Below are 23,651 nucleotides of genomic sequence, written 5' to 3'. Positions count from 1 at the left end.
GTGGTTGTTAGCGGTGGGGTCACGCCCGGTCCCTTTCCGAACCCGGAAGCTAAGCCTACCTGCGCTGATGGTACTGCACCTGGGAGGGTGTGGGAGAGTAAGTCACCGCCGGCATTAAAACTTAAAAAGAATCAGGCGCAGAGCCTTTCTCCGAATAGGGGAAAGTGCTCTGGGTCTTTTTCGCGTGTTCAATTGTGATCTCGGTCTTGGCTCCGAAAATTCGTGAAGCACAGCTTATAATTAGTTTTATCGAATAGTTTTCCTGCGGTGCTACCCGCAGAGCAGGCACTACCCCATACATATTGGGGAATACAGAGGAGTTAAGGGAGCTAGGCTAATGCAACAGCAAAAAGAGACCACCCATTCCAATAGCGCTGCTCGCGCTGTAAACCTGCAGCGCATCTATGGACACGGTGAAACAGAGGTTCGCGCTGTTGACGGTATTTCTATCGACTTCCTCGACGGCCAATTCACCGCCATTATGGGATCAAGCGGCTCCGGCAAATCAACGCTGATGCACTGCATGGCCGGACTTGACTCCATTTCCAGCGGCAAGGCATATATCGGTGATACCGATATTTCAACCCTCAGCGACAAGGAGATTACTGCTCTTCGCCGCGATCGACTGGGCTTCATTTTTCAGTCCTTTAACCTGGTTCCCACGCTAACGGCAAAAGAGAACATCACGCTCCCACTGGACATTGCAGGGGAGAAGGTTAATCAAGAATGGTTCGATGAAGTAGTGCAGCGTCTTGGACTCAAAGGACGCTTGCAACACCGCCCCTCTGAGCTTTCAGGTGGTCAGCAGCAGCGCGTAGCATGTGCACGCGCTCTCGTTTCCCGACCCGACATCATTTTCGGTGACGAGCCCACCGGCAACCTGGACTCGAACAGCTCCGCTGAAGTGCTAAGCATTCTTCGCAGCGCAGTGGACAAGGATGGGCAAACAGTTGTTATTGTGACCCACGATCCAAAGGCAGCCTCCTACGCAGATCGCGTGGTGTTCCTTGCCGATGGTCGCATCGCCGATGAATTAGCCAAGCCCGATGTAGAGTCCATCCTCGGAGTCATGGGCAAGCTGGAGGATCACTAGTCATGCGTAGACACACCCGCGCTGTAGCAAAGGTCTCCTATCGAAGCGTCCTTGCCAACAAGATTCGCTTCCTTCTCACGATCATCGCCGTAGTGCTTGGAACTGCGTTTATTTCCGGTTCCTTCATGTTCACTGACATGATGCAGAAGTCCTTCACCGGAATCTTCGAAAACGTCTACTCCGCTGTAGACGTAGAAGTCTCCCAGAAGAATCCGACCAAGCCAATCACTGTCGAGACAAAGAAGCAGCTGCAAGAAAACCAGGATGTCAAGGGTATCTCCATGGCGTCCGAAACCACTGCAGTAGTTGCTAAGGACGGAAAGCAACTTAGCACTGGCGGAGCTCCTTCCGTACTTTTCCCCAATGACTTCACTGAAGGCGCTCCCGGCCCCTCGGTTAACGTGACTGACGGTCGCGCGCCCAAGGGGGAGAAGGAGGCGATGATTAATGGTGATGCTGCGGAAAAGCATGGCGTGCACATCGGCGATACGCTCAAAGCCATCGACATTCGGGATAGCCATGAGTACGAGATCGTGGGTATCTATGACACGGATTTTGCCGTAGGCGGCTACCTAGGCTTGGGCGTAGATCCTGAGACTTATATCAAGCGATACACGGACGGTACTTTCCCAGACGGCTTCTGGCTGTCCGCTCGCGACGGAGTATCTCCGGAGCAACTCAAGAGTTCAATTGAACAGAAGTACCCCGACTTCAAGGTTGTTACCGGCGACTCGATCGTGGAGAAGTCCTCCAAGGAGGTCAAAGAAGGCCTCAGCTTCGTCACCTACTTCCTCCTTGCCTTTGGCCTGGTCAGCCTTCTCGTCGGAGCTTTCATTATCGCCAACACCTTCTCTATGGTGGTGGCGCAGCGTATCCGTGAGTTTGCGCTGCTCCGCTCCCTGGGAGCTTCACGTGGGCAACTCACAACCTCCGTGGTGTTCGAGGCCATCCTCGTTGGCATCGTCGGATCCGTCCTGGGCATTATCGCGGGCATGGGGTTGGCGAAGGGGATCTTCGCTCTCATGGATCAGTTCGGCTTCGGCCTCCCGAACTCAGGGCTCACCTTGACCCCACAGGCAATCATTCTGCCTTTGATCGTTGGTGTCCTGATCACGATTCTCTCGGCATGGGCACCTGCCCGTCGTGCCGGTCGCGTGCATCCAGTCGAGGCGATGCGTTCCGGCGATGTCTCCAGCTCGTCGCCGTTGAAGTTGCGTACCATTTCGGGGCTGGTCGTAGTTCTTGCGGGTGTCGCCGCTGCAGTTACCGCGCTGTTGCTTAGTGACGCCGAAACGAGCAACCGGGCATCGATCCTCGGACTCGGCGCTCTACTGGTGATTGTCGGCACTTTCCTGGTCTCTCCGGCACTATCGATTCCAGTTGTCCCAGCACTGGGACGCGTACTTGGGGCTCCCTTTGGTGCGGTTGGAAAGTTGGCGTCCACAAACTCGCGCAGGAATCCGCGACGTACCGCAACAACTGCATTCGCGCTAACCCTCGGCGTGGCACTCGTTGCCGCATTTGGCATGGTCGGTGCGACGATGAAAAGCGCCATGGAGGACATGATTGGAGATACCGTCAAGTCCGATCTGGTGGTGAGCGGTCCTGCGAACCAGGGGTTCCCATTGCCTAAGGGAGTAGAAAAGGCAGTGGCAGATACGGATGGTGTGGAGTCCCTTTCCACCGTCGGCACGACACCCATCAGCGTCGGCAAAGCCAAGGGTGAAAGCAGCGTGAACTACTCCGGCAGTTTTTCCTTCTTCTACAAGGGGGATCTGGGGAAGTCCATGGGGCTGAAGTCCTTGGGCGGAAACCTGGAGACTGAAAAGCCCGGCTTCTATGCCTCTGAGAGTAAGGCCAGCCAAATGAAGTGGAAGGTCGGCGATTCCGTGCCGATCTACCGCGTAGGCCAAGAAAAGCTAGGCGAAGTAAAACTTCTGGGAATCTATACGGAGCCGATTCAACCGCAGACATTACTCAATGAAGCTGCGCTCAAGCCCTACCTCGGTCAGGGGAAACCGATCTCCGAGGTCGATGATCTACGAGTTATGCAGGTCTTCGTTCACGCTAAGGACGGCGTCCGGGAACACGAACTACAGGAGAATGTGCGCAAGTCGGTGGAGCCCTTCATCGTGGCTGATGTCCTCACCACTACCGAGTACGCAGGTACGGTGTCGAAATCCATTGACCAGCTGCTGATGATCCTCAACGCAATGCTGGCGCTGTCCATCCTGGTGGCCATCCTGGGCATTATCAACACCCTGGCATTGAATGTGATTGAGCGTAAACAAGAGATCGGCATGTTGCGTGCGGTGGGTATGTTCCGCCGACAGGTAAGGCGGATGATCACCCTAGAGGCTGTACAAATTGCCATCTACGGTGCACTACTCGGTGTGCTGATCGGCGTGGGCCTGGGCTGGGTATTTGTGAAGGTGCTGGCCACCGAAGGTCTGGACAAGGCCGTTCTACCTTGGCAGTTGCTACTCACAATGGTGGTTGGCTCCGGTATCGTTGGCGTGCTTGCTGCGCTATGGCCGGCACATAAGGCGGCAAAGACATCCCCGCTCGAGGCGATCGCCGACTAGGGGAGCTACGTATATGGGGTTCGGAAAGTCTTGCGAAAGTCTTACAATGAAAAACTATGAGTGAGCAGACCCCGAACTCCGATATCGTGAGCCTGCCCGGCAGCAGTCGTGACGTGCAGGCGGGCGTGGAGCCGCTGACCGCGCAACAGCAGTTGGAGCAGCTGAATAACTTCTTCGAGGATAATTACCCGGAGATCTTCAACTCCCTGGTCACCGATGAGGGGGTTACCTACAAGGAGCAATCCTGCCCCGTCCCTGCGGACCTCGTGGATGATACTGAGCGTATGTGGGCGCGGGTACCTGACCTGCTAGCGCACAGCAGCTTATTGGTGCTGGGGGCTGGTTTGGATCACCGCATGCCCCACGTTGCTTATACCGCACAAGTGCGAGCAGAGCCCTGGACAGCACAGCATGGTGCGCTGCCGGATGGGGTTGTTGGAACGGTTCTGACGCCCCCTAACCCCAGTGGGGCAGTAGCTGTCAGTCTGCATGGAGGCCCGGGTTGGTTTGGGGATGGTGCGAGCCACGACCAGTTCTGGCTGCCGCTTTTCGCGGCACTAGCGGAGCGCTCCGGGGTGACGATTGTGGATCTGACATATCCACTACCTGGCTATGGATCCTGGGAGCTCAGTCAGCAGGATGTTGCGGAGGCTATCGTTCAGATCAAGTCGGAGCTGGCGCCGAAGGCATTCGGTCTGGTCGTCTTTGGTAGTGGGCTCGTTGCTGCCGGTCAGGTGGTGAGCACGGCGCCGGATTTGAATTTCCTGGCGGCCTTAAGTCCGCGAATCCCGGAGGGGTTCGCGGTGGATATTGCAGGGGTGCCGACGGCTATTTCCATTGCACGTTTCGATAGCAGGGGAACCGCGGGTGGCGTCATAAAGAAGTACTTCGAAGAAAGTGGCGCCGAGGTGCAGTTTTACGAGTACGACAGTGAGCACATCATTGCAGCACCTGCTGTGTGGCGGCAGCGCATTGATGATCTGGCTGGGTGGCTGCGACAGGCAGTTGCAGATTGTTGAACAACATTCTAAGGTGATACGGATCACTAATAGAAAGGTGCTTTAATGTCCAACACAGACGAGCACACGGGTAACAAGCCCGAAACCGCCCGCGCTGCCACATTCACCGCATCGCTGGGCGCAATGTTCCTCATGGCCACCAGCGCCATCGGCCCGGGCTTTATCACCCAGACCACCGTCTTTACAGTGAAGATGGGCGCAGCTTTTGCGTTCGCAATCTTGGTATCGATTCTCGTGGACATCGCCATTCAGCTCAATGTTTGGCGCGTACTGGGCGTATCCGGTAAGCGTGCCAACGAGCTAGGCAATGAGATTCTGCCGGGGCTCGGCTGGGTCATGGCTGCTTTCGTCTTCGTTGGTGGCCTGATCTTCAACATCGGCAACATCGGTGGCACGGGTCTGGGCCTCAATGCGATGCTTGGTCTGAATCCGCTTATCGGTGGTGGTCTGTCAGCGGCCATCGCCATTTTCGTCTTCCTGTCCAAGCGTGCGGGCATGGCTCTGGACCGTATCGTGGTCGGCTTGGGTGCGATCATGATCCTGCTGATGATCTACGTCGCGATTGTCTCTTCGCCGCCACTGGGCGAAGCGCTGCAGAATACCGTGATGCCGGACGAGGTGGACTTCCTGGTGATCACCACGCTGATCGGTGGCACCGTCGGCGGTTACATCACCTTTGCAGGAGCGCACCGCATGATCGATTCCGGACAGACTGGCGTGCATAACGTGGGCACGATTACCAAGGTCTCGGTCTCCGGCATCGTGGTCACAGGCGTGATGCGTATGCTGCTGTTCCTGGCAATCCTCGGAGTGGTCGCCTCGGGTGTGACCCTGGCTGGCGACAACATGGCCGCTGATGCATTCCGCCACGCAGCCGGTGACATCGGCGTGCGCTTCTTCGGCGTGGTGCTGTGGGCTGCAGGCTTGACGTCTGTGGTGGGCGCCTCCTACACCTCGTTGACCTTTGTGACGCCACAGTCCATGAAGAAGTCCACCTTCAACTGGCTTGTTGTTGCGTTCATCGCTGTGTGCGCAGTGATTTACCTGGTCCTCAACAAGGCACCGCAGAAGCTACTGATCTTTGCCGGCGCGTTTAATGGTCTGATTCTGCCGATCGGCTTCGCTGTTGTGCTGTGGGTAGCCTGGCGCCGCCGTGATCTGATGCAGAACTACAAGTACCCGGCATGGCTGCTGGTCCTCGGCGTAATCACCTGGTTGTTGACGCTTTACCTGGGTTGGAGCTCGATGAGCAAGTTGCCAGAAATCTGGGCCTAAGACGTTTTTCGAAGGAAAGGGGAGTGGAAGTGCAGACATTCCAGAATCCTGGAGTGCTCTCACCACGACAGGCGCGTGAGATCTTCCGCGGGGGCACTGTGACACACACCTCCGGCTACTCACGGGGCTACGCGCAGGCAAATCTGATCACATTGCCCCAGGAACAGGCATTCGACTTCCTCCTCTTTGCTCAGCGCAATCCCAAGCCCTGCCCGCTGCTGGGAGTGCTAGAGGCTGGACAAGTCTCCTCCGAACTGCTGGTGGATGGTGATATCCGCAGCGATATTCCGTTGTACCGCGTATACCGCGATGGGCAGCTGGAAGCGGAGGTTCCGGACGTGCGTGACGTGTGGCGCGATGACCTGGTGAGCTTCATTATCGGCTGCTCCTTTACCTTCGAAGCAGCACTGCTGGATAACAATGTGCCAGTAGAACACATCGCCCAAGGGCGGAACGTGCCCATGTATCGGACGAATATTGAGACCACCCCTGCGGGAGTGTTTTCCGGGCCGTTGGTTGTATCTATGCGACCAATTCCCGCCTCCCAGGTGGCCGATGCGGTGCGGATCACCTCGCGTTACCCGGCAGTGCACGGCGCTCCGGTACATGTGGGCGACCCGACCGCAATCGGCATCGAGAACCTGGATCAACCCGACTTTGGCGAATCCGTGGATATTCCTGCGGGCACAATTCCGGTGTTTTGGGCATGTGGAGTGACCCCGCAATCGGTGGTGATGGAGTCCAAGCCGGAGTTCGCTATCTGCCATGCACCGGGCCACATGCTGATTACCGATGCACGCGACGTGCAGTATCAGGTGCCCTGATCGTTATGGGGACTCGACCCTCAAGCCTTATCACCCTCAAGCCTTATAACTCCGGCACAGCAAACTAGCCGAAGTAGCGATCGATATTGTCATGCGTGTGCTGCAGGGAACCAGCTAACTGGTTAGCTGCAAGTTCCCAGCGCTTCTCCGCAATCAGATCCGTTACGGCTCGGTTCTGGGCGATGAACTCCACATGGAACTGGTGATTCAGTCGGTTAGCGCGCACAAAACCCAAGCGCATCTGAGCCAAAATACGATCCATCGTCTGATTGAGCCCTTCCGACCCCGCGCTGACCACGATCGCACGGTGAAACGCCTGGTTTGCATCCGCAATCGCGCGGATATCGTCATCAGAGGCATCCCGGCCAGTGGAATCTCGTAGCTTTTCCGCCGTGGATACGATGCCCTCCAGCTTCTGTAGCCCTTGTCGTGCTCCCCACAAGAGGGCACCCGGTTCCAACACCAGGCGACTGGCGTACATGTCACGCAGATCTTCGCGGGTGGGTTCCACAATAAAAACACCCCGGTTGGGGATCCGCTCCAGCAGCCCCTCCGAAACCAGGGTGGCGAATACCTCCCGCAAGGTATTACGGGAGATTCCCAGTGTTTTAGCCACATTCACCTCGTTCAGCTTTTCGCCGGGAGCATAAGTCCCGGAGGCGATGCCGTCGAGGAGGCGAGAGTGCGCAATAGCTGACTGGGAGTGCATAGCACTACAGCCTATTACGCAACGGTGCTCAAGATTAAGCGATGTGGCCCAGCGCGTCGCCCTTGGACACATTGTCGCCCGGGTTGAGGCTCGCCAGAGTGATGGTGCCAGATGTTTTAGCCTCCACTGTGGATTCCATCTTCATCGCCTCGATCGTCGCGATCGGCTGACCGACCTCCACCGAATCGCCATCGGAAACCTGCCACTTCACCAGCACACCAGTGTAGGGGCACTCCACCGCGTTGCCGGCGGTAGAAGCGCCTGCCCCGGACTTGTCAGCGCCAGCGTTGGAACCAGCAGCAGACGAGGTTGAGGTGGCGTCAGCACCAGCCGAAGGGGTGGCAGCAACGCCGAAGGAGGAAGGAACGCTCACGCGGTGTAGGCGACCATCGATTTCTACGGTAAGGGTGGTGCGCTCCGTGTACGCATCCTCGACGTCCTCGGGGGAAGAGCCTGCGTAGCCAGCGCCGATGCCCGGCTCGTACTCCTTGTCCACCCAGTCGGTGTATACGTGCAGATCATCGCCGCAAAACGCAGGGTGGGTCACGATGTCCTTGTGGAACGGCAATACCGTGCGTACACCCTGGATACGCATCTCAGCAAGTGCGGCCTGGGCGCGGCGCAGCGCGACCTCACGGTTCGGCCCCTTGACGATGAGTTTGGCCATCAGCGAATCGTAGAAACCCGGAATCGTGGAGCCAGCGCGCACACCAGCATCCACACGAATGCCGGGACCAGTTGGGATCTCGAACTGGGTCACGGCGCCAGGGGAGGGGACGAAGCCGTTGGCCGCATCCTCTGCATTGATACGGAACTCGAAGGCATGGCCATCGCTAGCTGGATCTTCATCGAAGCTCAGCGGCAGGCCTGCGGCAATGCGGAACTGCTCGCCGACAATGTCCACACCGGTCACGGCTTCGGTGACTGGGTGCTCGACCTGCACGCGAGTATTGACCTCCAAGAAGCTAACGGTGCCATCCTCGGCGACAATGAATTCCACCGTGCCTGCGCCCGTGTAGTTCGCGGCCTGGCAAATGTCGCGGGAGCCCTCGATGATGTCATTGCGCTGCTTGTCGGTGAGGAACGGAGCCGGAGCCTCTTCGACCAGCTTCTGGAAGCGACGCTGCACCGAGCAGTCACGCGTGCCGATGACACGCACGTTGCCGTGCGTATCGGCCAGTACCTGCGCCTCGACGTGGCGGGGCTTGGTCAAGAACTTCTCCACGTAGCACTCACCACGACCAAATGCCGCCTTGGCCTCGCGGCCTGCGGACTCAAACGCAGCTTCGATGTCGTTGTAGTCGTGGACGACCTTCAGGCCACGGCCACCGCCGCCGAAGGCAGCCTTAATCGCGATAGGCATGCCGTGCTGGTCTGCGAAGTCGCGGGCCTGCTCCCAGTTCGGGATCGGGTCCGGAGTGCCGGGAGCCAGCGGGGCTCCAACCTCGGTGGCCAAGGCGCGCGCGGCGACCTTGTTGCCCAAGGTCTCGATGGCCTCCGGCGCCGGGCCAACCCAGGTCAGGCCAGCTTCAGTGACGGCACGAGCGAAGTCTGCATTCTCGGAGAGGAAACCATAGCCGGGATGCACGCAGTCCGCGCCGGCGCGCAGAGCGATGTCCAGTAGAGCCGGGATATTCATGTAGGTTTCAGCGGCGGTATTGCCAGGCAGGGTGTAGGCCTCGTCGGCGATCTTTGCGTGCAGGTTGTCCACGTCTGCCTCGGAAACGACAGCGATGGAACGGATGCCCAGATCGCGAGCGGCACGTGCGATGCGAATCGCGATTTCACCGCGGTTGGCGATGAGGACTGTCTGCAGTGGGAAGGTATCTTGGCTCATTGGTTGTTCCTTGTTTCCTTTAGCGTTCTTAGGTGTTGTGTCGGGTGTCTTATTGTGGTTGCGGCGCCTGCTGTGACTGCTGATCGAACTCCATAAGCTCGAAACGCACTGTGTCGCCTGGCGCAAGCTGACCAGCCTTGTCAAGATCCTTGTCGACGACGGTTGCGATGACAGGGTAGCCGCCAGTTACCGGGTGGTCCGCCATAAACACTACGGGCAGGCCGTTCGGAGGTACTTGGATGCTGCCCGTGACCATGCCCTCACTGGCGAGTTCTCCGTCGCGGCTGCGCTGCAGCGGCGTAGGGGTGGGGCTGCCCTCGCTACCGTGACTGTCGTCGCCGCCCTCCGGCAGTGCCAGGCGGAGCCCGACGCGGTTCGACTGTCCCGTAACGATCCACTCGATCTCGGTGAATCGCTGCAGCTCCTCGTCACTGAACCAGTTGGCGCGCGGACCGGCCACACAGCGCAAAACATTGCTGCCGTCGAAGGGGTTGGTTGTGGTCGTACCGACGGAAGCCTGTGCGGTTCGACGTCCTGCCTTCAGCACATCACCAGTAGCTACGGGTTGTGGACCCAAGCCCGAGAGAATGTCGGTTGCGCTGGAACCCAGCACCTGGTCTGTGATTAGTCCGCCGCGTACTGCAACGTAGTTGCGCAGACCATTGCCCTTGCCGCCAACGGGTTCGATCTTCAGCGTTTGGCCTGCTTTGACCTGTACAGGGGCACCGAGTTCAAAAGTCTTACGGTCGATTGATACCTGTGCCCGTGCACCCGTGACGCAGACCGCGGTATCCACCAGAGCCTCTAGCTCCAAGCCGCCGATATTTTCAAGCACCGTTGCCGTCGATGAATTGCCGACCACATCGTTCGCGGCCCAGGCGCTTGCCCGGTCGATCGCACCGGAGCTGTTCACACCAATGTCGCCGTAGCCCGCACGACCGGTGTCCTGGAAGAGTGTCTGCAATCCAGCGTCGAGAACCTTAAGGCTCGGCCGGACGGGAACGTGAGGTTTGTTGCTTTGTGACGCCCCTACGCCCGCGCTCGTGGACGTGTCCTTTAGGGTGCCAGCGTGTGCATCGCTGGACGTGGTATCAACACCTGCTTCCACATTGATGGATTCGCGCACCTGGCGGTAGCGGACAGTATCGCCAGGCTGCAGCAGGGCGGGCTGCTCGGCGTGCGTATCCCACATTGGCTGGGTCGTGTGCCCCAGCAACTGCCACCCGCCAGGGGAGGTGCGGGGATATACGGCGGAGAACTGTCCCGCCAGACCCACGGCGCCGGCGGGAACCGCTGTGCGCGGGGAACTGCGACGGGCAATATCCCAGGTGTAGGAATGATCGTCTTCTGCAGGCACACAATAGGTGAAACCGGGAGCAAAACCGCCGAAAGCTGCCAGCCACTGTTGCTGCGTGTGGCGGTCGATCAATTCTTCGGTAGAAATGCCCATCAGTTCTGCGACATCCGCCAAGTCCTCGCCGTCGTAGATGACGTCGATGGTGACCTCTCGCGGGGTGGTCTCGGCGGAGCTCTGCGGACGGAAGTCGCGCAGTGCCTTCAGGCCTGCGATGGCGGAGGAATGGGCGTCGAAACAAACCAGTACAGTGCGCGCCGCGGCGATAGCTTCGACCTGCCCGGGCAAGGGGCTGGCGACAAGTGATGCGTGCCAAGCCATGACTGTGGCGAGGTCGGGTAGATCTACGATGACGGCACGGGTGCCGACGGGGGAAACGGTGTGGCTCACAGGAAGCTCCCGATAGTGATGTCGTTGGCCTTCAGTTCTGCGGCGATGCGCTCTGCCATGGCGACCGCGCCGGGTGAATCACCGTGGACGCACACTGAATCCGCTGACGTGTGGATGGTGGTGCCGTCGATGGCCTCGATGGTGCCTTCCTGCGCCATGCGGACAACGCGGTCGGCGACGGTATCCGGGTCGTGTAGTACTGCGCCGGCTTCGCGACGGGATACCAATGTGCCGTCTGGGTTGTAGGCGCGGTCGGCGAAGACCTCGTTGATTACGCGGAGGCCGGCCCGTTCTGCGTATGTGGCGGCTACGGCTCCTGGCAGCAACATCACGGGAAGATCTGCTCCAAAAGCCTTGATTCCCTCGATGACGGCTTTTGCCTGTGCCTCGTGGTGGACGATTGTGTTGTACATCGCGCCGTGGGGCTTTACGTAGCGCACCTGCGTGCCCCGAGCCTTGGCGAGCGCGTCGAGAGCACCGATTTGGTAGAGCACCTCGTCGGCCAACTCCGCGGGGGAGTAGTCGATGAAGCGGCGGCCGAAGCCAGCTACATCGTTGTAGCCCACATGGGCGCCGACGGTCACGTTGTTTTCGGCAGCGGCGGCGAGGGTGGAGGAAATGGCATGGGGGTCGCCAGCGTGGAATCCACAGGCGACGTTGGCGCTAGAGACGATGGCCACCATTGCTGCATCGTCGCTGACCGGGTTGCCGCCGGTCGTTTCGCCGAGGTCAGCGTTGAGGTCGATGGAAATCGGGTTGCGGGAGGTGGACATGTGATCGACTCCTTGTATGGCCAGTAGCGCGGGTTTCCGCACCGCCGGCTGGATTGTTCAACAATGTGCGTGCCAGTGTAGTGACCTACGCAACCATTGTGAAATCAATCACCCGGTTTTCGCAATCGTGATCTACGTTAGTTTTTAGCCTTTTTATCGCCGGGATTGTCGAGCAGATAGACACTGCGGGGAGCCGCCTTGGCCTTATCCACCTGATCCAGCAGTCCCTCCAGGCGCTTCCACAGGTTCGTGCTGATGGCACGCTCCGCACGCTTCCACACCTTGGCATCCCCGGTTCCCCATGCCACCGGCATTGGGGAAATCTCCTCATACACCTTGGGGCCACGCGTAGGACGGTAGCCAGTCACCGCCATAGACGGCACTTTGGCGCCGACCTCCCGAGGAACTCCCGGAATGGAGGTGACGGTGCGATAGGCCAGAGCGGGGACGGTCCGCGCTGGATCTGCGGAGGCGTCGACCAGCATCAACAGCACCATATCCCGTGCATTGACCTCTGCAATCATCGCCGGAGCCAGGTCATACATGTCGAAGTACTGCTGCGGCGTCCCCATCTTCCGCGGCAGGATCGGGATCAGCGCCAGGCACAACAGTGCGAATACACCGAGAGCGAAGCTAATGGCGATTGCCCACCAGTGCGTGCCAGCGGTCACCAGCAGAACAACCACGATCACGGCCAACACAAGCGCCAAAATGCCCGCCGAGACCTGCATGCGCTTGGCATCGCGCAGAAACTCATTGTGCTTACGGGCGTATTCGTCGTCGACATCAAAATGGAAGTCAACCTGCATCGGTTGCTGGGCGGCGGACATGGGGCTCCTTAACGTGGCGGTCTAAAGGCAGGGATAATTCTAAAGGTCGAAAGAATCGACGATGCGGTAGCCGTAGCCTTGCTCAGCCAAGAAGCGCTGGCGGTGCGCGGCGTAGTCCGCATCCAGTGTGTCACGGGCGACGATGGAGTAGAAAAACGCCCCGCCTCCGTCCGGCTTCGGGCGCAGAATGCGGCCCAGGCGTTGCGCCTCCTCCTGCCGCGAGCCGAACGTGCCGGAGATCTGGATGGCCACGGACGCGCCGGGCAGGTCGATGCTAAAGTTCGCCACCTTGGACACCACAAGAGTTTGTAGCTCACCGTCGCGGAACTGCTGGTACAGCTTCTCGCGCTTGGCGTTGCCGGTCTTGCCGTCGATGACGGGCACGTCCAGCTCCTCGGCGATCTCCTCCAGCTGGTCGATGTACGCGCCGATGATCAGGGTGGGCTCGTCCGGATGCATTTCCATGATCTTGCGTACCACCTTGGTTTTCGTTGGTGTGGTGGCGGCCAGTCGGTATTTGTCGGATTGCTCGGCGGTGGCGTAAACCATCCGCTCGGCCTCGGTTAGCTGCACGCGCACCTCGGTGCAGTCCGCCGGGGCGATCCAGCCCTGCGATTCGATGTCCTTCCATGGGGCGTCATAGCGCTTCGGCCCGATCAGGCTGAATACGTCGCCTTCGCGGCCGTCCTCGCGCACCAGGGTGGCGGTGAGCCCCAGACGGCGGCGAGACTGCAGGTCGGAGGTCATGCGGAACACCGGTGCGGGCAGCAGGTGTACCTCGTCGTAGATAATGAGCCCCCAGTCGCGGGAGTCGAAAAGCTCCAGCGCCCGGTACTCGCCCTTCGACTTGCGTGTCACCACCTGGTAGGTGGCAATGGTAACGGGACGGATCTCTTTCTTTTCGCCGGAGTACTCGCCGATCTCCTCCTCGGTGAGGGAGGTGCGGCGCACTAGCTCGTCCTTCCACTGCCTGCCCGCGACGGTGTTCGTCACCAGGATCAGGGTGGTGGCCTTTGCCTTGGCCATCGAGGCCGCGCCGACCATCGTCTTTCCCGCACCACACGGCAGCACTACCACGCCCGAGCCGCCTTCCCAGAAGCTATCGGCCGCCATCTCCTGGTAGTCGCGCAGTTGCCATTCTTCGTGTTCCTGCGACAGCTCGATGGGGTGCGCTTCGCCGTCGACGTATCCCGCCAGGTCCTCTGCGGGCCAGCCGACCTTCAGCAGTTCCTGCTTGAGCCTGCCACGTTCGGAAGGGTGCACAGTCACGGAGTCTTCGTCGATCGCTGTGCCCAACATCGGCTTGATCTTTTTATGACGCTGGATCTCCGTTAGTACGGCCCTGTCCGTCGTTTCCAACACCAGCCCGTGCGCCGGGTGCTTGATGAGCTTCAGTCGCCCGTAGCGATCCATCGTGTCGGCAATGTCGATCAGCAGCGGTTGCGGGACGGGGAACCGCGAGTAGGTTTCCAGCACGTCCATGACCTGCTCCGCGTCGTGGCCTGCGGCACGGGCATTCCACAGCGCCAGCGGGGTAATGCGGTAGGTGTGCACGTGTTCGGGCGCGCGCTCCAGCTCCGCGAACGGTGCCAGCGCGGTGCGCGCCTCCTGCGCCTGTTCGTGGTCGATTTCCAGCAGCACGGTCTTATCCGACTGCACAATGAGCGGTCCGTTTCCAATGCCCACGCTGTGTGTCACTTCCTTTTTGTTTATCGACGCCACCGCGACGGTGTTGCTCAAGCCAAAGACATCATTTTACGCTGCAGTGGTGCGAACTCGTGCTCCACTATGCTGAGACCCATGATTGCTCAGACGGGAAATCTGCGCCAATGGCAGTATTTCGTGGCTTTAGCGGAGACCGGTAGTTTTACAGCGGCGGCAGCGCGACTGGGAGTGAGTCAGCCGCCTGTCTCCAATGCCATTAAGCGCTTAGAAGCTGGTGTAGGTACACCGCTATTTATCCGAGGGGCGGGGGAAGTGAAACTAACCGAGGCAGGGTTGACCTTGCTTCCATATGCCCGGGTGATTAATCGCGATCTTCAGACTATGCATTCGATGATTGACGGTATCCGAAGTGGTGCGCAAAGCGGGTTTCGTTTGGCCATCAGTAGTGCGCTTCCAAGCGAGATAGGATCGCGTATTGCAGCAAAGGCACAGCAGCATGATGGAGTAGTTTTGTCGTCACTGCCTTCTGTTGAGATTCTTGCCCGTGTTGAAGAAGGCGCTATTCATGCGGGGCTTGTTCAAGCTCCGGTTCCCTTGGGTACTCACCGCAGTGCGAGGCAGTTTTCTCTGTCACGTGATCTAGTGGTGCCGCCGGGGTATTCAAGGTTGGATAAGACCTTGTCTCAATTGAATCTGCTGGTGGAGAACCTGAATGACAATTCAAGTGCAGCCAGTGGTTTGGCGAGAGAGCTATTTCGGTCGGGTGTGTCTTGCGAAATTAATGATTCAGAGGATGCTCTAGGTAGGGGCTTATTGATTGGAAGAGGGGAGGGGATGTCTTTGGTATTTCGCGGTTTTCACCAGTTTGACAATGCTATTGAGCTTCCTTCCCGTTTCGATTTTTCCGTGGATGTAGTGGTTCGCCGAGGTGGGATGGACAATGGCGCCGAGGCCATGGTGGTCGCCGAAAGAATTTGTCGAAGGATTAACCAATGACTGCACGGATGGAGATGGCCCTGGAAAACGTGTTGATGCGGTCGGGGTGTGAGGGATGGTGGTGTGCATCGCGACTGCACGATGGGGTGACTATCGGACGCAAACAAGACGAGAAAATTACGGTGGCATCCTTATATAAAATCCGGCTCCTCCACCTCACTTTGGAAGCGATTCAACGAGGTGATCTGGATCCTCGTCTTCGTGTTGACGTTGCACCGTCCAAAGGAACTTACGAAGGGTATGGGTTCGCTGCCTTTGATGACGCAGTGAACGTGAGTCTCCGAGACTTAATGAAACAAGTCGCATCGGTGTCAGATAACGTGGCCGCCCACGAGATTTTGCGTCTACTGCCTGCGTGGGCTCGAGAAGCATTTCTTAAACGGTTTCCACCTCATTATGACTTGCAAGATCGGAATAGCTTAGTGACGGCGGAGAAACAATTGCGTCAATATGTTCAATCCCAAGGGGGGAGAAGTACAGATATAGCGTTTTCTGCAGTCTCTTCGTTGGCGGAAATAACTAATGACTTGGAACAGGTTTGGAAAGACGATAGTGCAGCGGTACGTCGATCTATGTGTGAACTCTTGGGGTTGCAGGTGTGGCGTCACCGTGTTCCTTCAGGCTTTCCTCCAAGCGGCGTTGATATCTATGGAAAAACGGGCACTGTAGGACTTCTTCATGGTGAAGCTTCGATTATCCAGGTTGAGGGCGAGGAGCCCATTGTGGTGTCCATCATGCTGAAACAGGTGGTGCCAGAACAAGCAATGAGTACTCACGATGGTGCTATTGGCGAAGTGGCTAGACTGCTCGTGGACGCTCTTCGTTAGAATTTCTGCCACTTGAATACACACTTCTACCATCGCCTATATGTGAATGAAATGAGACAATTGCATTATGTGATATTGGTGGCATCCAATGCGTCTCACTTAACGTCACTCCCATGATGACTAAGCACAATCGTTTCCGTCAGTCGGTGATTGCACTCTGTTCGCTCTCCGCAGTGATGTTGAGCAGCTGTTCAGCTCTACCGTGGGAATCAGACTCAGACGTATTTCTCAAAGCTTTCAACGCGGGAGATGACAGCAAGGCTGCACGGTATCTGGATCATCCAGACCCGGAGCGCGCCCTTCATGAATTTCGGCAGTCACTTCATGGTGTGAAGGTCAACATCGAAAAATCTGATATTTCCAATGGAAAGCAGAATACTCATGTGACTTGGTCCAAAGATGGTGTGGAGTTGGAGAGCAATGGTCGGCTCGTCCTTAGTGGACAGGATGGTAAGCCTCAATGGTTGCCTTCGATCTTCGAAGCTCAGTTGAGCGATGATTCCGCACTCTTTTTTGCTGAAGATAAACAGTACGATCTTCCAATTAAAGATCGCTTGGGCAATGAATATATGACCTGGACGAAAGTTATTCAGGTACGAGGTCGCAAAGACATAGCCTCTAGAGCGCAGGAATTGGCCCAGATTTTTGCACCAGTGTCTCCCACAACGACTAAGGAGTGGATCGAGCAGACCTTGGGAGAGTCTCAGGATGAAGACACCGTGCTCCTCACTTTGAGGCAGGAAGAATTCCGGAAGATACAAGAGCAACTTAGGACCTTTGAGGGAATTTCCACTGTGGAGCAGGGGCGTCTCTTAAGCGTGTCCAAAACTCTTAACTCTCCGCTGGATGCTGAATTGAACAAATATTGGGAGTCAGTGCTCGATGCTAATTCAGGATGGTCGATACGCGCTGAGAGTTCACAAGGTATGACGACGGTAGCCTCTGAGCCGCCTCGCCGAGTTCAGCCAATCGCAACCACTCTGGATAACACACTGCAAAGCGCAGCAAAACAAGCAGTGGACAGTGAGCAACGTGCCGCAGTTCTAGTCGTGCTCAATCCTAGAACAGGAGGTGTCCTTGCCGTTGCACAAAATGACAAGGCAAATAACCAAGGGCCAATCGCACTCACCGGGCTATTCCCACCGGGATCGACGTTCAAAACTGTGACCACAGCGGCGGCACTAGAGGCAGGGGCAGTCAGCATGGATGAGGAACTACCTTGTCCTAGCAATATCACCGTCGCTGGACGCAAGATTCCCAACGATCATGACTTCGATCTAGGTAGCGTTCGACTGGAAGAAGCTTTCGCCCAATCATGTAACACAACCCAAGCGGTCATTTCGGATCGTTTGGGAGAAGATGATCTGCAACGGACTGCTTTAGAACTCGGAATTGGCTCCGACTTCGACGTACCAGGGATGACCACACTTACTGGTTCGGTGCCGCGGACACCGGCTGGACCTCCTCGTGTGGAGGCTTCTATTGGACAGGGCGAGGTTCTAGCTAGTCCATTTGGGATTGCGCTCATGCAATCGACTGTCGCTAACGGCGGCTTGCTTGTTCCTCCACAGCTCATTCAAGGCGAACAGACAGTAGTGAATAAACAGGCAGACCAGCATGTCAGCGATACAACTATTCAAAGCCTCCGGACGATGATGAAATCAACAATTGACCACGGTTCAGCTAGGTCGTTGAGTGATCTTAGTGCACTTGGCGGAAAGACTGGTACAGCAGAAATTGATGGCAAGCTTTCCAATGGCTGGTTCGCTGGAACGACAGGGGAATTGGCGATTGCGTCCCTTGTAATCGAAGGAGATTCTTCTCAGCCAGCTGTGGAAATGGCCGGGCGTTTCCTTCGCTCGCCGGATGTTCAGAAATTCTCTGGAATTCAATAAACTTGCGTCATAACCTCTAGCACGGCACGTCCACCGCAGCGATGCGGTGGGGTTGGATCGTGAGGCTCTCCCCGGTGGATTCGAGCACCGCGGAGATGGTGGAGGGGGTCATCATCACGATGGAGATCCAGTCATGGCTGGTGGCACCCGCATAGTCCACGTAGTGCAGGCGCACCTGTGTGCCCGCGGTATAGGCGCGGCGCAGCTCGGACATGATCTCCCGCGGCGAGCGGAAGGTCCGGGTGTCCGAGGCCTTCGTGCCGTCCGCCGGGTCCACGGCGATGGCCTGGTCGTGGGCGCGGCGAAAACCCTCCACGGCGCCGTCGATCTCCGAGGCGATCTCGGTGGAGTCCCCAGTGATGTCCATGATGTTGCGCTGGGGAGTATCCACGCGAGACGGGACACGAGCCGAGTGGGGTTCGGTGGCGGAGCCCTGCTGGAATGCCCTGGTGGCGTCGTCAATCAAATACCGCAGGGACTGGGGAACGGACGAGAGACCGCCGGGGGACATGCGATCCAGGAAGGCCTCGATGTCCTTCCATGGGGCGTCATAGCGCTTCGGCCCGATCAGGCTGAATACGTCGCCTTCGCGGCCGTCCTCGCGCACCAGGGTGGCGGTGAGCCCCAGACGGCGGCGAGACTGCAGGTCGGAAGTCATGCGGAACACCGGTGCGGGCAGCAGGTGTACCTCGTCGTAGATAATGAGCCCCCAGTCGCGGGAGTCGAAAAGCTCCAGCGCCCGGTACTCGCCCTTCGACTTGCGTGTCACCACCTGGTAGATGGCAATGGTAACGGGGCGGATCTCCTTCTTCTCTCCGGAGTACTCGCCGATCTCCTCCGTCAGGGAGGTGCGGCGCACTAGCTCGTCCTTCCACTGCCTGCCCGCGACGGTGTTCGTCACCAGGATCAAGGTGGTGGCTTTCGCCTTGGCCATGGAGGCTGCGCCGACCATGGTCTTGCCCGCGCCGCACGGCAGGACGACCACGCCGGAGCCACCTTCCCAGAAGCTTTCCGCAGCCATCTCCTGATAATCCCGGAGCTGCCACTGTTCGTGTTCCTGCGACAGTTCGATGGGATGTGCTTCGCCGTCGACATAGCCCGCCAGGTCCTCCGCAGGCCAGCCGACCTTCAACAGTTCCTGCTTGAGCCTGCCACGTTCGGAAGGGTGCACAGTCACGGAGTCTTCGTCGATCGCTGTGCCCAACATCGGCTTGATCTTTTTATGACGCTGGATCTCCGTTAGTACGGCCCTGTCCGTCGTTTCCAACACCAGCCCGTGCGCCGGGTGCTTGATAAGTTTCAGCCGCCCGTAGCGATCCATCGTGTCGGCAATATCAATGAGCAGTGGCTGGGGAACCGGGAACCGCGAATAGTTTTCGAGCACATCCATGACTTGTTCCGCGTCGTGGCCTGCGGCACGGGCATTCCACAGCGCCAGCGGGGTAATGCGGTAGGTGTGCACGTGCTCGGGTGCACGCTCGAGCTCTGCGAATGGTGCCAGCGCAGTACGCGCCTCTTGAGCTTGCTCGTGGTCGATCTCCAGCAGCACAGTTTTGTCGGATTGGACGATCAAGGGGCCGGTGCCGATGCTCACTAGCTGGATGCTCCTCACAGCGGGTTCGGGCTGCGGCACGAAGATCAAGGCCACAGCTACATTTTTGGGACAACCTACTATGTTAGCCCGTTCTTGCAACCGCCCTAGAGGTTAGTATTCGACGCTGCTAAGCCGGTGGGGTTGCACAGTGAAGCTCTCACCACTGATTTCCGAAACCACCGCAATAGTCGAGGGACGAATCATCACGATCGACACCTGGTCGCTCGTCTGTTTGCCCTCGTGATTGACGTAACTGATTCGCACAATCGTTCCGGAGGAATACGCCCGCGAGATAGCCGCCATCATTTCCTCGGCTGAGTGGACGACGCGGGCTCTGTCGCGTTGACTCTCCGCCGGGTCTGCGGACACACTCGCGACGTCTTTCATAGATCCGCTCATCAGGTCAACGGCGTGCTCGTGACTGCGTCGGAATCCTTCGATAGCGCCAGCGATGACGCTCTCGTCGGCGTCGGCGGACTGCAGCCCTTCCCGCGTTGGCGTAGCCACCCGGGAGAGCACAGGAGCATCGGCATGCGCCCGGCCACCTTCCAAACGCAATTGCACGCCCATGGCCTCCAGACGATCAGTCACAAACGAAAGCTGAGCAGCGGAAACGGCTACTGTCGGTGCGATCCTGCGCAGCCGGAGCCCGTCAATATCCGGCAGCGCCAGAATCCGATCCAGTGCCGCGGGATCCGTCACGCTCAGGTACATCTGAGCCACACCAGCGGTGGCCTGCGACAGGCTCCGCTCCGCGTCATGCAGCATGTATCGCAGCGCTTGGGGCACATTATCCGCTCCGCCCAGGGCGCGGTCGTCGAGGAATTGCTCGATTTCCTCGGCGCTGAGCCCGGCTCGAAGAGCTCGCTCTACGGATTCCTTAGACATTCTCCAGACGCTGGCCATGCCTCCGGATTCCTGCTCGCAGAACCTCGCCAGCATCGTCTGATCCGCGGGGCGTAACAAGCCCGGAGCCATGATCGTGTGATCGGCCTGGACAATGAGTTCTTCCACGGGAGCCGGCAGGATTTCCGAAAGTGCTTCGGCAAGGTTCGCAACAGGATCCATGTTGTTGTTTAGAACGTCGCGGAGCGCGCTCATCGCCCGAGTCGGTACTGTGTCCCTCCTTAATGACGCCAACACCCCCACCTCTTTGGCTTCCTCCCACACCGCATCCCAAGCGGTGGGGGTCGTTCGCCAGGCCTCGCCGGGTCGCACGCGCCAAAGCTCTCGGTGCAGTTCTGATGGTTCAGGCGTAGGGGCGTCATCAATAGCAGAGTGAGTAAAGAGACTAGGAAAGATTCGGCGCAGGCCGCGAGCGGCGTGCGAAGCAGTGCCGGATTCAAAGGGGCGAACGGCAGGATCGTCGACGAACCAGGGGGCATAGGCGCTATTGGCCCAGCCGACTAGCAGGATTGCCCAGGCAGTGGCGGGGGAGGCCTCGAGGAAATCGAGGGCGAGCTCGGTGGGAGCCCAATAGTCACGTGCGGGCTGACCCGCTGGGGTTGGAGTGGCGCGGCCATGGCCCAGGAGATTTGCGTGGATAAGCCAGGTAAGCAGATGAAGGGTTCTCTCGGCAGACTCGTCGCGCCTGCGAGCGACCTTATTGATTTCGCGGGTGCCGATGCCACCGGAAGATAGCGGGATGATTGGATTGGTGCCGAGATCCTCAATGAGGTGGCTGAGATCCTGAATCAGTTGAATGGCCTGGGCAGTGCTGGCGTCGTCAGCTCGCGAACTGGCGATAGCTTCGCCTTCGTTAGCTATCGGAGTGAAATGCCCACCTGGGTCGGTGATGATGGTGCCGTGGAGAAGTTGCTGGACGCGGCCGGTCAGCCGTGCGGTTGTATCGTCTAACTGGTCTAGGATGCCGTGGCGAACCAAGGTGGGGAGTGGCTTGGAGGGGTCTGCACCCTCGTGTAGGGAAGTTGAATGGCCCACACCTCCTCCTGCAGCCAAAGTAGATAGCAGGCGGCGTTGGCGGGGCGGCAGCTCATCGATAACCGCGGGTAGCTTCGCAGTTGGAATGGGGCAGCGGGTGGAATCGACTAAGCGCCAGAGCTGCTCCGTAGAAGGCTCAAACATTTGGGGCAGGTGGGGTGGAACCTTGAGCTTTGTATCCGCGCCGGGCACAGCAGGAGCCGGCAGAGACAAGTCTGGGCCAAAAACTAATCCCCAGGTGCACAAAGACTGTATCGCTGCGCGAACGTCGTGATCCGTTGGGCGGTTTGGAGTAGGAGTGTTGGCTATATCGAAGAGTTCGGTGAGTGTTTCTTTGATCTCGGCAACGGTGCAAGGGTGATGGACAGCGTCCAGTTCACAGGCCGCGTGGCAGACGGCCAGCTCAAGAGCCGTCAGGTGGATTAGCGCAGGGTCAGGGGCATCGCCGTATGCATCCGCATGATGCTTGGTCTTCGAGGTGACGGCTTCGGAAAGGCTATCAAGAGCAGCGCTGTTCCCTGTGAGGTTCTCCACGAAGGTAGTGGGGTTGGAGGTGAGCAATCGGGTGAGCAGATCCGCGAGAGACTCATCCGTCTGGGCAAATAGCCAGTCTCCGTATGACGGGAACCCGTTTGGGGCGGGGACGGTGGAGGCACCTTCGGTGGTGGAGTTCGCGGAGTTGGGGTGCATAATCGCTCAATTTTAGCGCGAATGAGGAATGACTTGCGTTGAACGGTAGTCGCGGAGGGTGGGTGCCGTGGGGTAGAAATTGCCACTTCGTGTGTCCTTTTGCGCCATGATGTGCAAAGATACAACTATGGCTAACGTTGAGAAGAAGGGCTATGTCGACGCAGGCTGGCCGACCGATATTCCAGAGGGTCACCACGCTGTTACCGAGCTGGTGGCTGAATCCGCGGGCGCTTTGAGCCCCTACGGTGACATCGAGTTTCCCGTCGATGCTTCCGAGCTTCCGTACGTGCACTCGTTCACGGTTATTAACAAGTAACTGAATCTAAAAGGTGGCGCGCCTCCCTAGTCGGGGAGGCGCGCCACCTTTTGCTTTGTGCTGGTAATGAGGGAGGTGAGTGGGGCGGGGGTGAATGTTGCGCACCATTACAGTGCGCATGAAAAAACGGGTCGGCGCGAAGGTGCGCCGACCCGGTGAAGCTATGTGCTCTTAGTGAGGCAGAACGACCTGCAGCTGAGCGGAGTACTTCTTGTAGGTGTGGTTCAGGGACTTCTTGTTGGCGTTGTAGTAGTCAGAGACTTCCTTCGGTACGGAGAAGCCCATGCTCTCGATGCGCTTCACCAGTGCATCGTAGAACTTGTCAACAGCCAGAGCGTTGGAATCGCGGGACAGGTCCTTGATGGCCTTCTGTACAACCGGAGCCGGTGCAGCAGGCTTTGCCTTCGGCTTAGCCTTTGGCTTAGCAGCAGCGTTGCGCGGGGTCGGCTTGGAGTTCAGGCCCAGCTTGGCGGAGCAAGCCGGCCATGCGCCCCAACCCTGTCCAGCCAGAACGCGCTCTGCAACGGCGATCTGCTGCTCACGGGTTGCCTGGTATGCGTACGGTGCGTACTGCTTGCCGCCGTAAGCAGCCCAGGTGGACGGGCTGAACTGCAGGCCACCGTGGAAACCGTTGCCGGTGTTGATGGACCAGTTGCCGCCAGCCTCACACTGAGCCAGGCGATCCCAGTCGGAATCCGGAGCTGCGGAAGCGGTCGGTGCCAGCAGAGCGGAGGATGCTGCAACTGCAACGCCTGCGACGGACAGACGTGCTGCGGTGGAGAAAGAGCTGGTCTTTGCGTGACGTGCCATTTTCGCTGAGTTTCCCTTCGGGTGCCTTCCTTGTGTGGCACCTTTTGTTTCGTTGTCTCTTGAAAGTCGAGAACTTTCTAGTGTTCTGACGTCGAGCAGTGTGCCCGTTCGCCTTAAGGTCATGGGCTACGGTACTGGTTTGTCACGTTTGTGTCACGTTTTCGACAAGATTGAAATTTTATGTAACGTTAAGGTTGTTGATTGAAACCTGATCTGACCTGGAAGTTA

The 23,651-nt window shown here is 58.3% G+C and carries 18 protein-coding genes and 1 rRNA gene; 10 read left to right on the top strand and 9 right to left on the bottom strand.

Features of this window, described 5'->3' with window-relative positions; all coding sequences use genetic code 11:
* From rrf to AC05K6_RS08070, 6 genes are all read left to right on the top strand, one after another.
* A 5S ribosomal RNA gene (gene rrf, locus AC05K6_RS08095) occupies positions 1–114 on the top strand; the annotation flags it as partial.
* A 223-nt stretch (positions 115–337) separates the two neighbouring features.
* Positions 338–1,093, top strand: a complete 756-nt coding sequence (locus AC05K6_RS08090; RefSeq protein ID WP_476728260.1) for an ABC transporter ATP-binding protein — start codon at positions 338–340, stop codon at positions 1,091–1,093.
* A gap of 2 nt (positions 1,094–1,095) precedes the next feature.
* Positions 1,096–3,678 (top strand): ABC transporter permease, encoded by a 2,583-nt coding sequence (locus AC05K6_RS08085; protein WP_476728259.1) that lies wholly within the window; start codon positions 1,096–1,098, stop codon positions 3,676–3,678.
* A 56-nt stretch (positions 3,679–3,734) separates the two neighbouring features.
* Positions 3,735–4,697 (top strand): alpha/beta hydrolase family protein, encoded by a 963-nt coding sequence (locus AC05K6_RS08080; protein WP_293792163.1) that lies wholly within the window; start codon positions 3,735–3,737, stop codon positions 4,695–4,697.
* Between the two features lie 45 nt (positions 4,698–4,742).
* Positions 4,743–5,972, top strand: coding sequence for an NRAMP family divalent metal transporter (locus tag AC05K6_RS08075; RefSeq protein ID WP_473964255.1), 1,230 nt, complete (start codon positions 4,743–4,745; stop codon positions 5,970–5,972).
* Between the two features lie 29 nt (positions 5,973–6,001).
* On the top strand, positions 6,002–6,796 hold the full coding sequence (locus AC05K6_RS08070) for a putative hydro-lyase (protein ID WP_476728258.1): 795 nt from the start codon (positions 6,002–6,004) through the stop codon (positions 6,794–6,796).
* Positions 6,797–6,860: 64 nt separating this feature from the next.
* Here the strand turns inward: AC05K6_RS08070 and AC05K6_RS08065 are convergent, their stop codons facing one another.
* The 6 genes from AC05K6_RS08065 to AC05K6_RS08040 form a co-directional block, all read right to left on the bottom strand.
* A complete protein-coding gene (locus AC05K6_RS08065) occupies positions 6,861–7,505 on the bottom strand; it encodes a GntR family transcriptional regulator (protein WP_476728257.1) in 645 nt (214 codons plus the stop codon).
* Positions 7,506–7,539: 34 nt separating this feature from the next.
* Complete coding sequence (locus tag AC05K6_RS08060; protein WP_434820488.1) at positions 7,540–9,342, bottom strand: acetyl/propionyl/methylcrotonyl-CoA carboxylase subunit alpha; 1,803 nt, start codon at positions 9,340–9,342, stop codon at positions 7,540–7,542.
* Between the two features lie 49 nt (positions 9,343–9,391).
* Positions 9,392–11,086 (bottom strand): 5-oxoprolinase subunit B/C family protein, encoded by a 1,695-nt coding sequence (locus AC05K6_RS08055; RefSeq protein WP_476728256.1) that lies wholly within the window; start codon positions 11,084–11,086, stop codon positions 9,392–9,394.
* Positions 11,083–11,859, bottom strand: a complete 777-nt coding sequence (locus AC05K6_RS08050; RefSeq protein ID WP_476728255.1) for a LamB/YcsF family protein — start codon at positions 11,857–11,859, stop codon at positions 11,083–11,085. Before AC05K6_RS08050 ends, AC05K6_RS08055 begins: the two co-directional genes overlap by 4 nt.
* Positions 11,860–11,996: 137 nt before the next feature.
* Positions 11,997–12,689 carry a DUF3239 domain-containing protein gene (locus tag AC05K6_RS08045; RefSeq protein WP_035002612.1) on the bottom strand — a complete coding sequence of 231 codons (693 nt, stop codon included), beginning with the start codon at positions 12,687–12,689 and terminating at the stop codon, positions 11,997–11,999.
* 39 nt (positions 12,690–12,728) lie between these two features.
* A complete protein-coding gene (locus AC05K6_RS08040; RefSeq protein ID WP_476728262.1) occupies positions 12,729–14,375 on the bottom strand; it encodes a DNA repair helicase XPB in 1,647 nt (548 codons plus the stop codon).
* A gap of 114 nt (positions 14,376–14,489) precedes the next feature.
* Between AC05K6_RS08040 and AC05K6_RS08035 the strand changes: the two genes are divergently transcribed.
* The 3 genes from AC05K6_RS08035 to pbp2m all read left to right on the top strand — a co-directional run bounded on the left by AC05K6_RS08035 (position 14,490) and on the right by pbp2m (position 18,072).
* Complete coding sequence (locus tag AC05K6_RS08035; protein ID WP_434820004.1) at positions 14,490–15,350, top strand: LysR family transcriptional regulator; 861 nt, start codon at positions 14,490–14,492, stop codon at positions 15,348–15,350.
* Positions 15,347–16,177, top strand: a complete 831-nt coding sequence (locus AC05K6_RS08030; RefSeq protein WP_034987125.1) for a serine hydrolase — start codon at positions 15,347–15,349, stop codon at positions 16,175–16,177. The genes AC05K6_RS08035 and AC05K6_RS08030 overlap by 4 nt, the downstream gene beginning before the upstream one ends.
* A 113-nt stretch (positions 16,178–16,290) precedes the next feature.
* On the top strand, positions 16,291–18,072 hold the full coding sequence (pbp2m, locus tag AC05K6_RS08025) for a penicillin-binding protein PBP2M (protein ID WP_016421369.1): 1,782 nt from the start codon (positions 16,291–16,293) through the stop codon (positions 18,070–18,072).
* Between the two features lie 16 nt (positions 18,073–18,088).
* Here pbp2m and AC05K6_RS08020 read toward each other — a convergent pair whose 3' ends face one another.
* On the bottom strand, positions 18,089–19,666 hold the full coding sequence (locus AC05K6_RS08020) for a helicase-associated domain-containing protein (RefSeq protein WP_476728261.1): 1,578 nt from the start codon (positions 19,664–19,666) through the stop codon (positions 18,089–18,091).
* A 111-nt stretch (positions 19,667–19,777) separates the two neighbouring features.
* Positions 19,778–22,297, bottom strand: a complete 2,520-nt coding sequence (locus AC05K6_RS08015) for a helicase-associated domain-containing protein (RefSeq protein ID WP_476728254.1) — start codon at positions 22,295–22,297, stop codon at positions 19,778–19,780.
* Between the two features lie 127 nt (positions 22,298–22,424).
* On the opposite strand from AC05K6_RS08015, the gene AC05K6_RS08010 reads away from it, so the two are divergent.
* Entirely contained in the window at positions 22,425–22,613 is a 189-nt protein-coding gene (locus AC05K6_RS08010; RefSeq protein ID WP_293792145.1) for a hypothetical protein, read from the top strand.
* Positions 22,614–22,784: 171 nt separating this feature from the next.
* Here the strand turns inward: AC05K6_RS08010 and AC05K6_RS08005 are convergent, their stop codons facing one another.
* Positions 22,785–23,423 (bottom strand): resuscitation-promoting factor Rpf1 domain-containing protein, encoded by a 639-nt coding sequence (locus AC05K6_RS08005; RefSeq protein WP_476728253.1) that lies wholly within the window; start codon positions 23,421–23,423, stop codon positions 22,785–22,787.
* Between the last annotated feature and the right edge of the window lie 228 nt (positions 23,424–23,651).

Source organism: Corynebacterium sp. TUM25020, assembly GCF_056388495.1.
The sequence above is the reverse complement of the archived record's forward strand: the minus strand, read 5'-3'. Positions and strand labels throughout refer to the sequence as shown.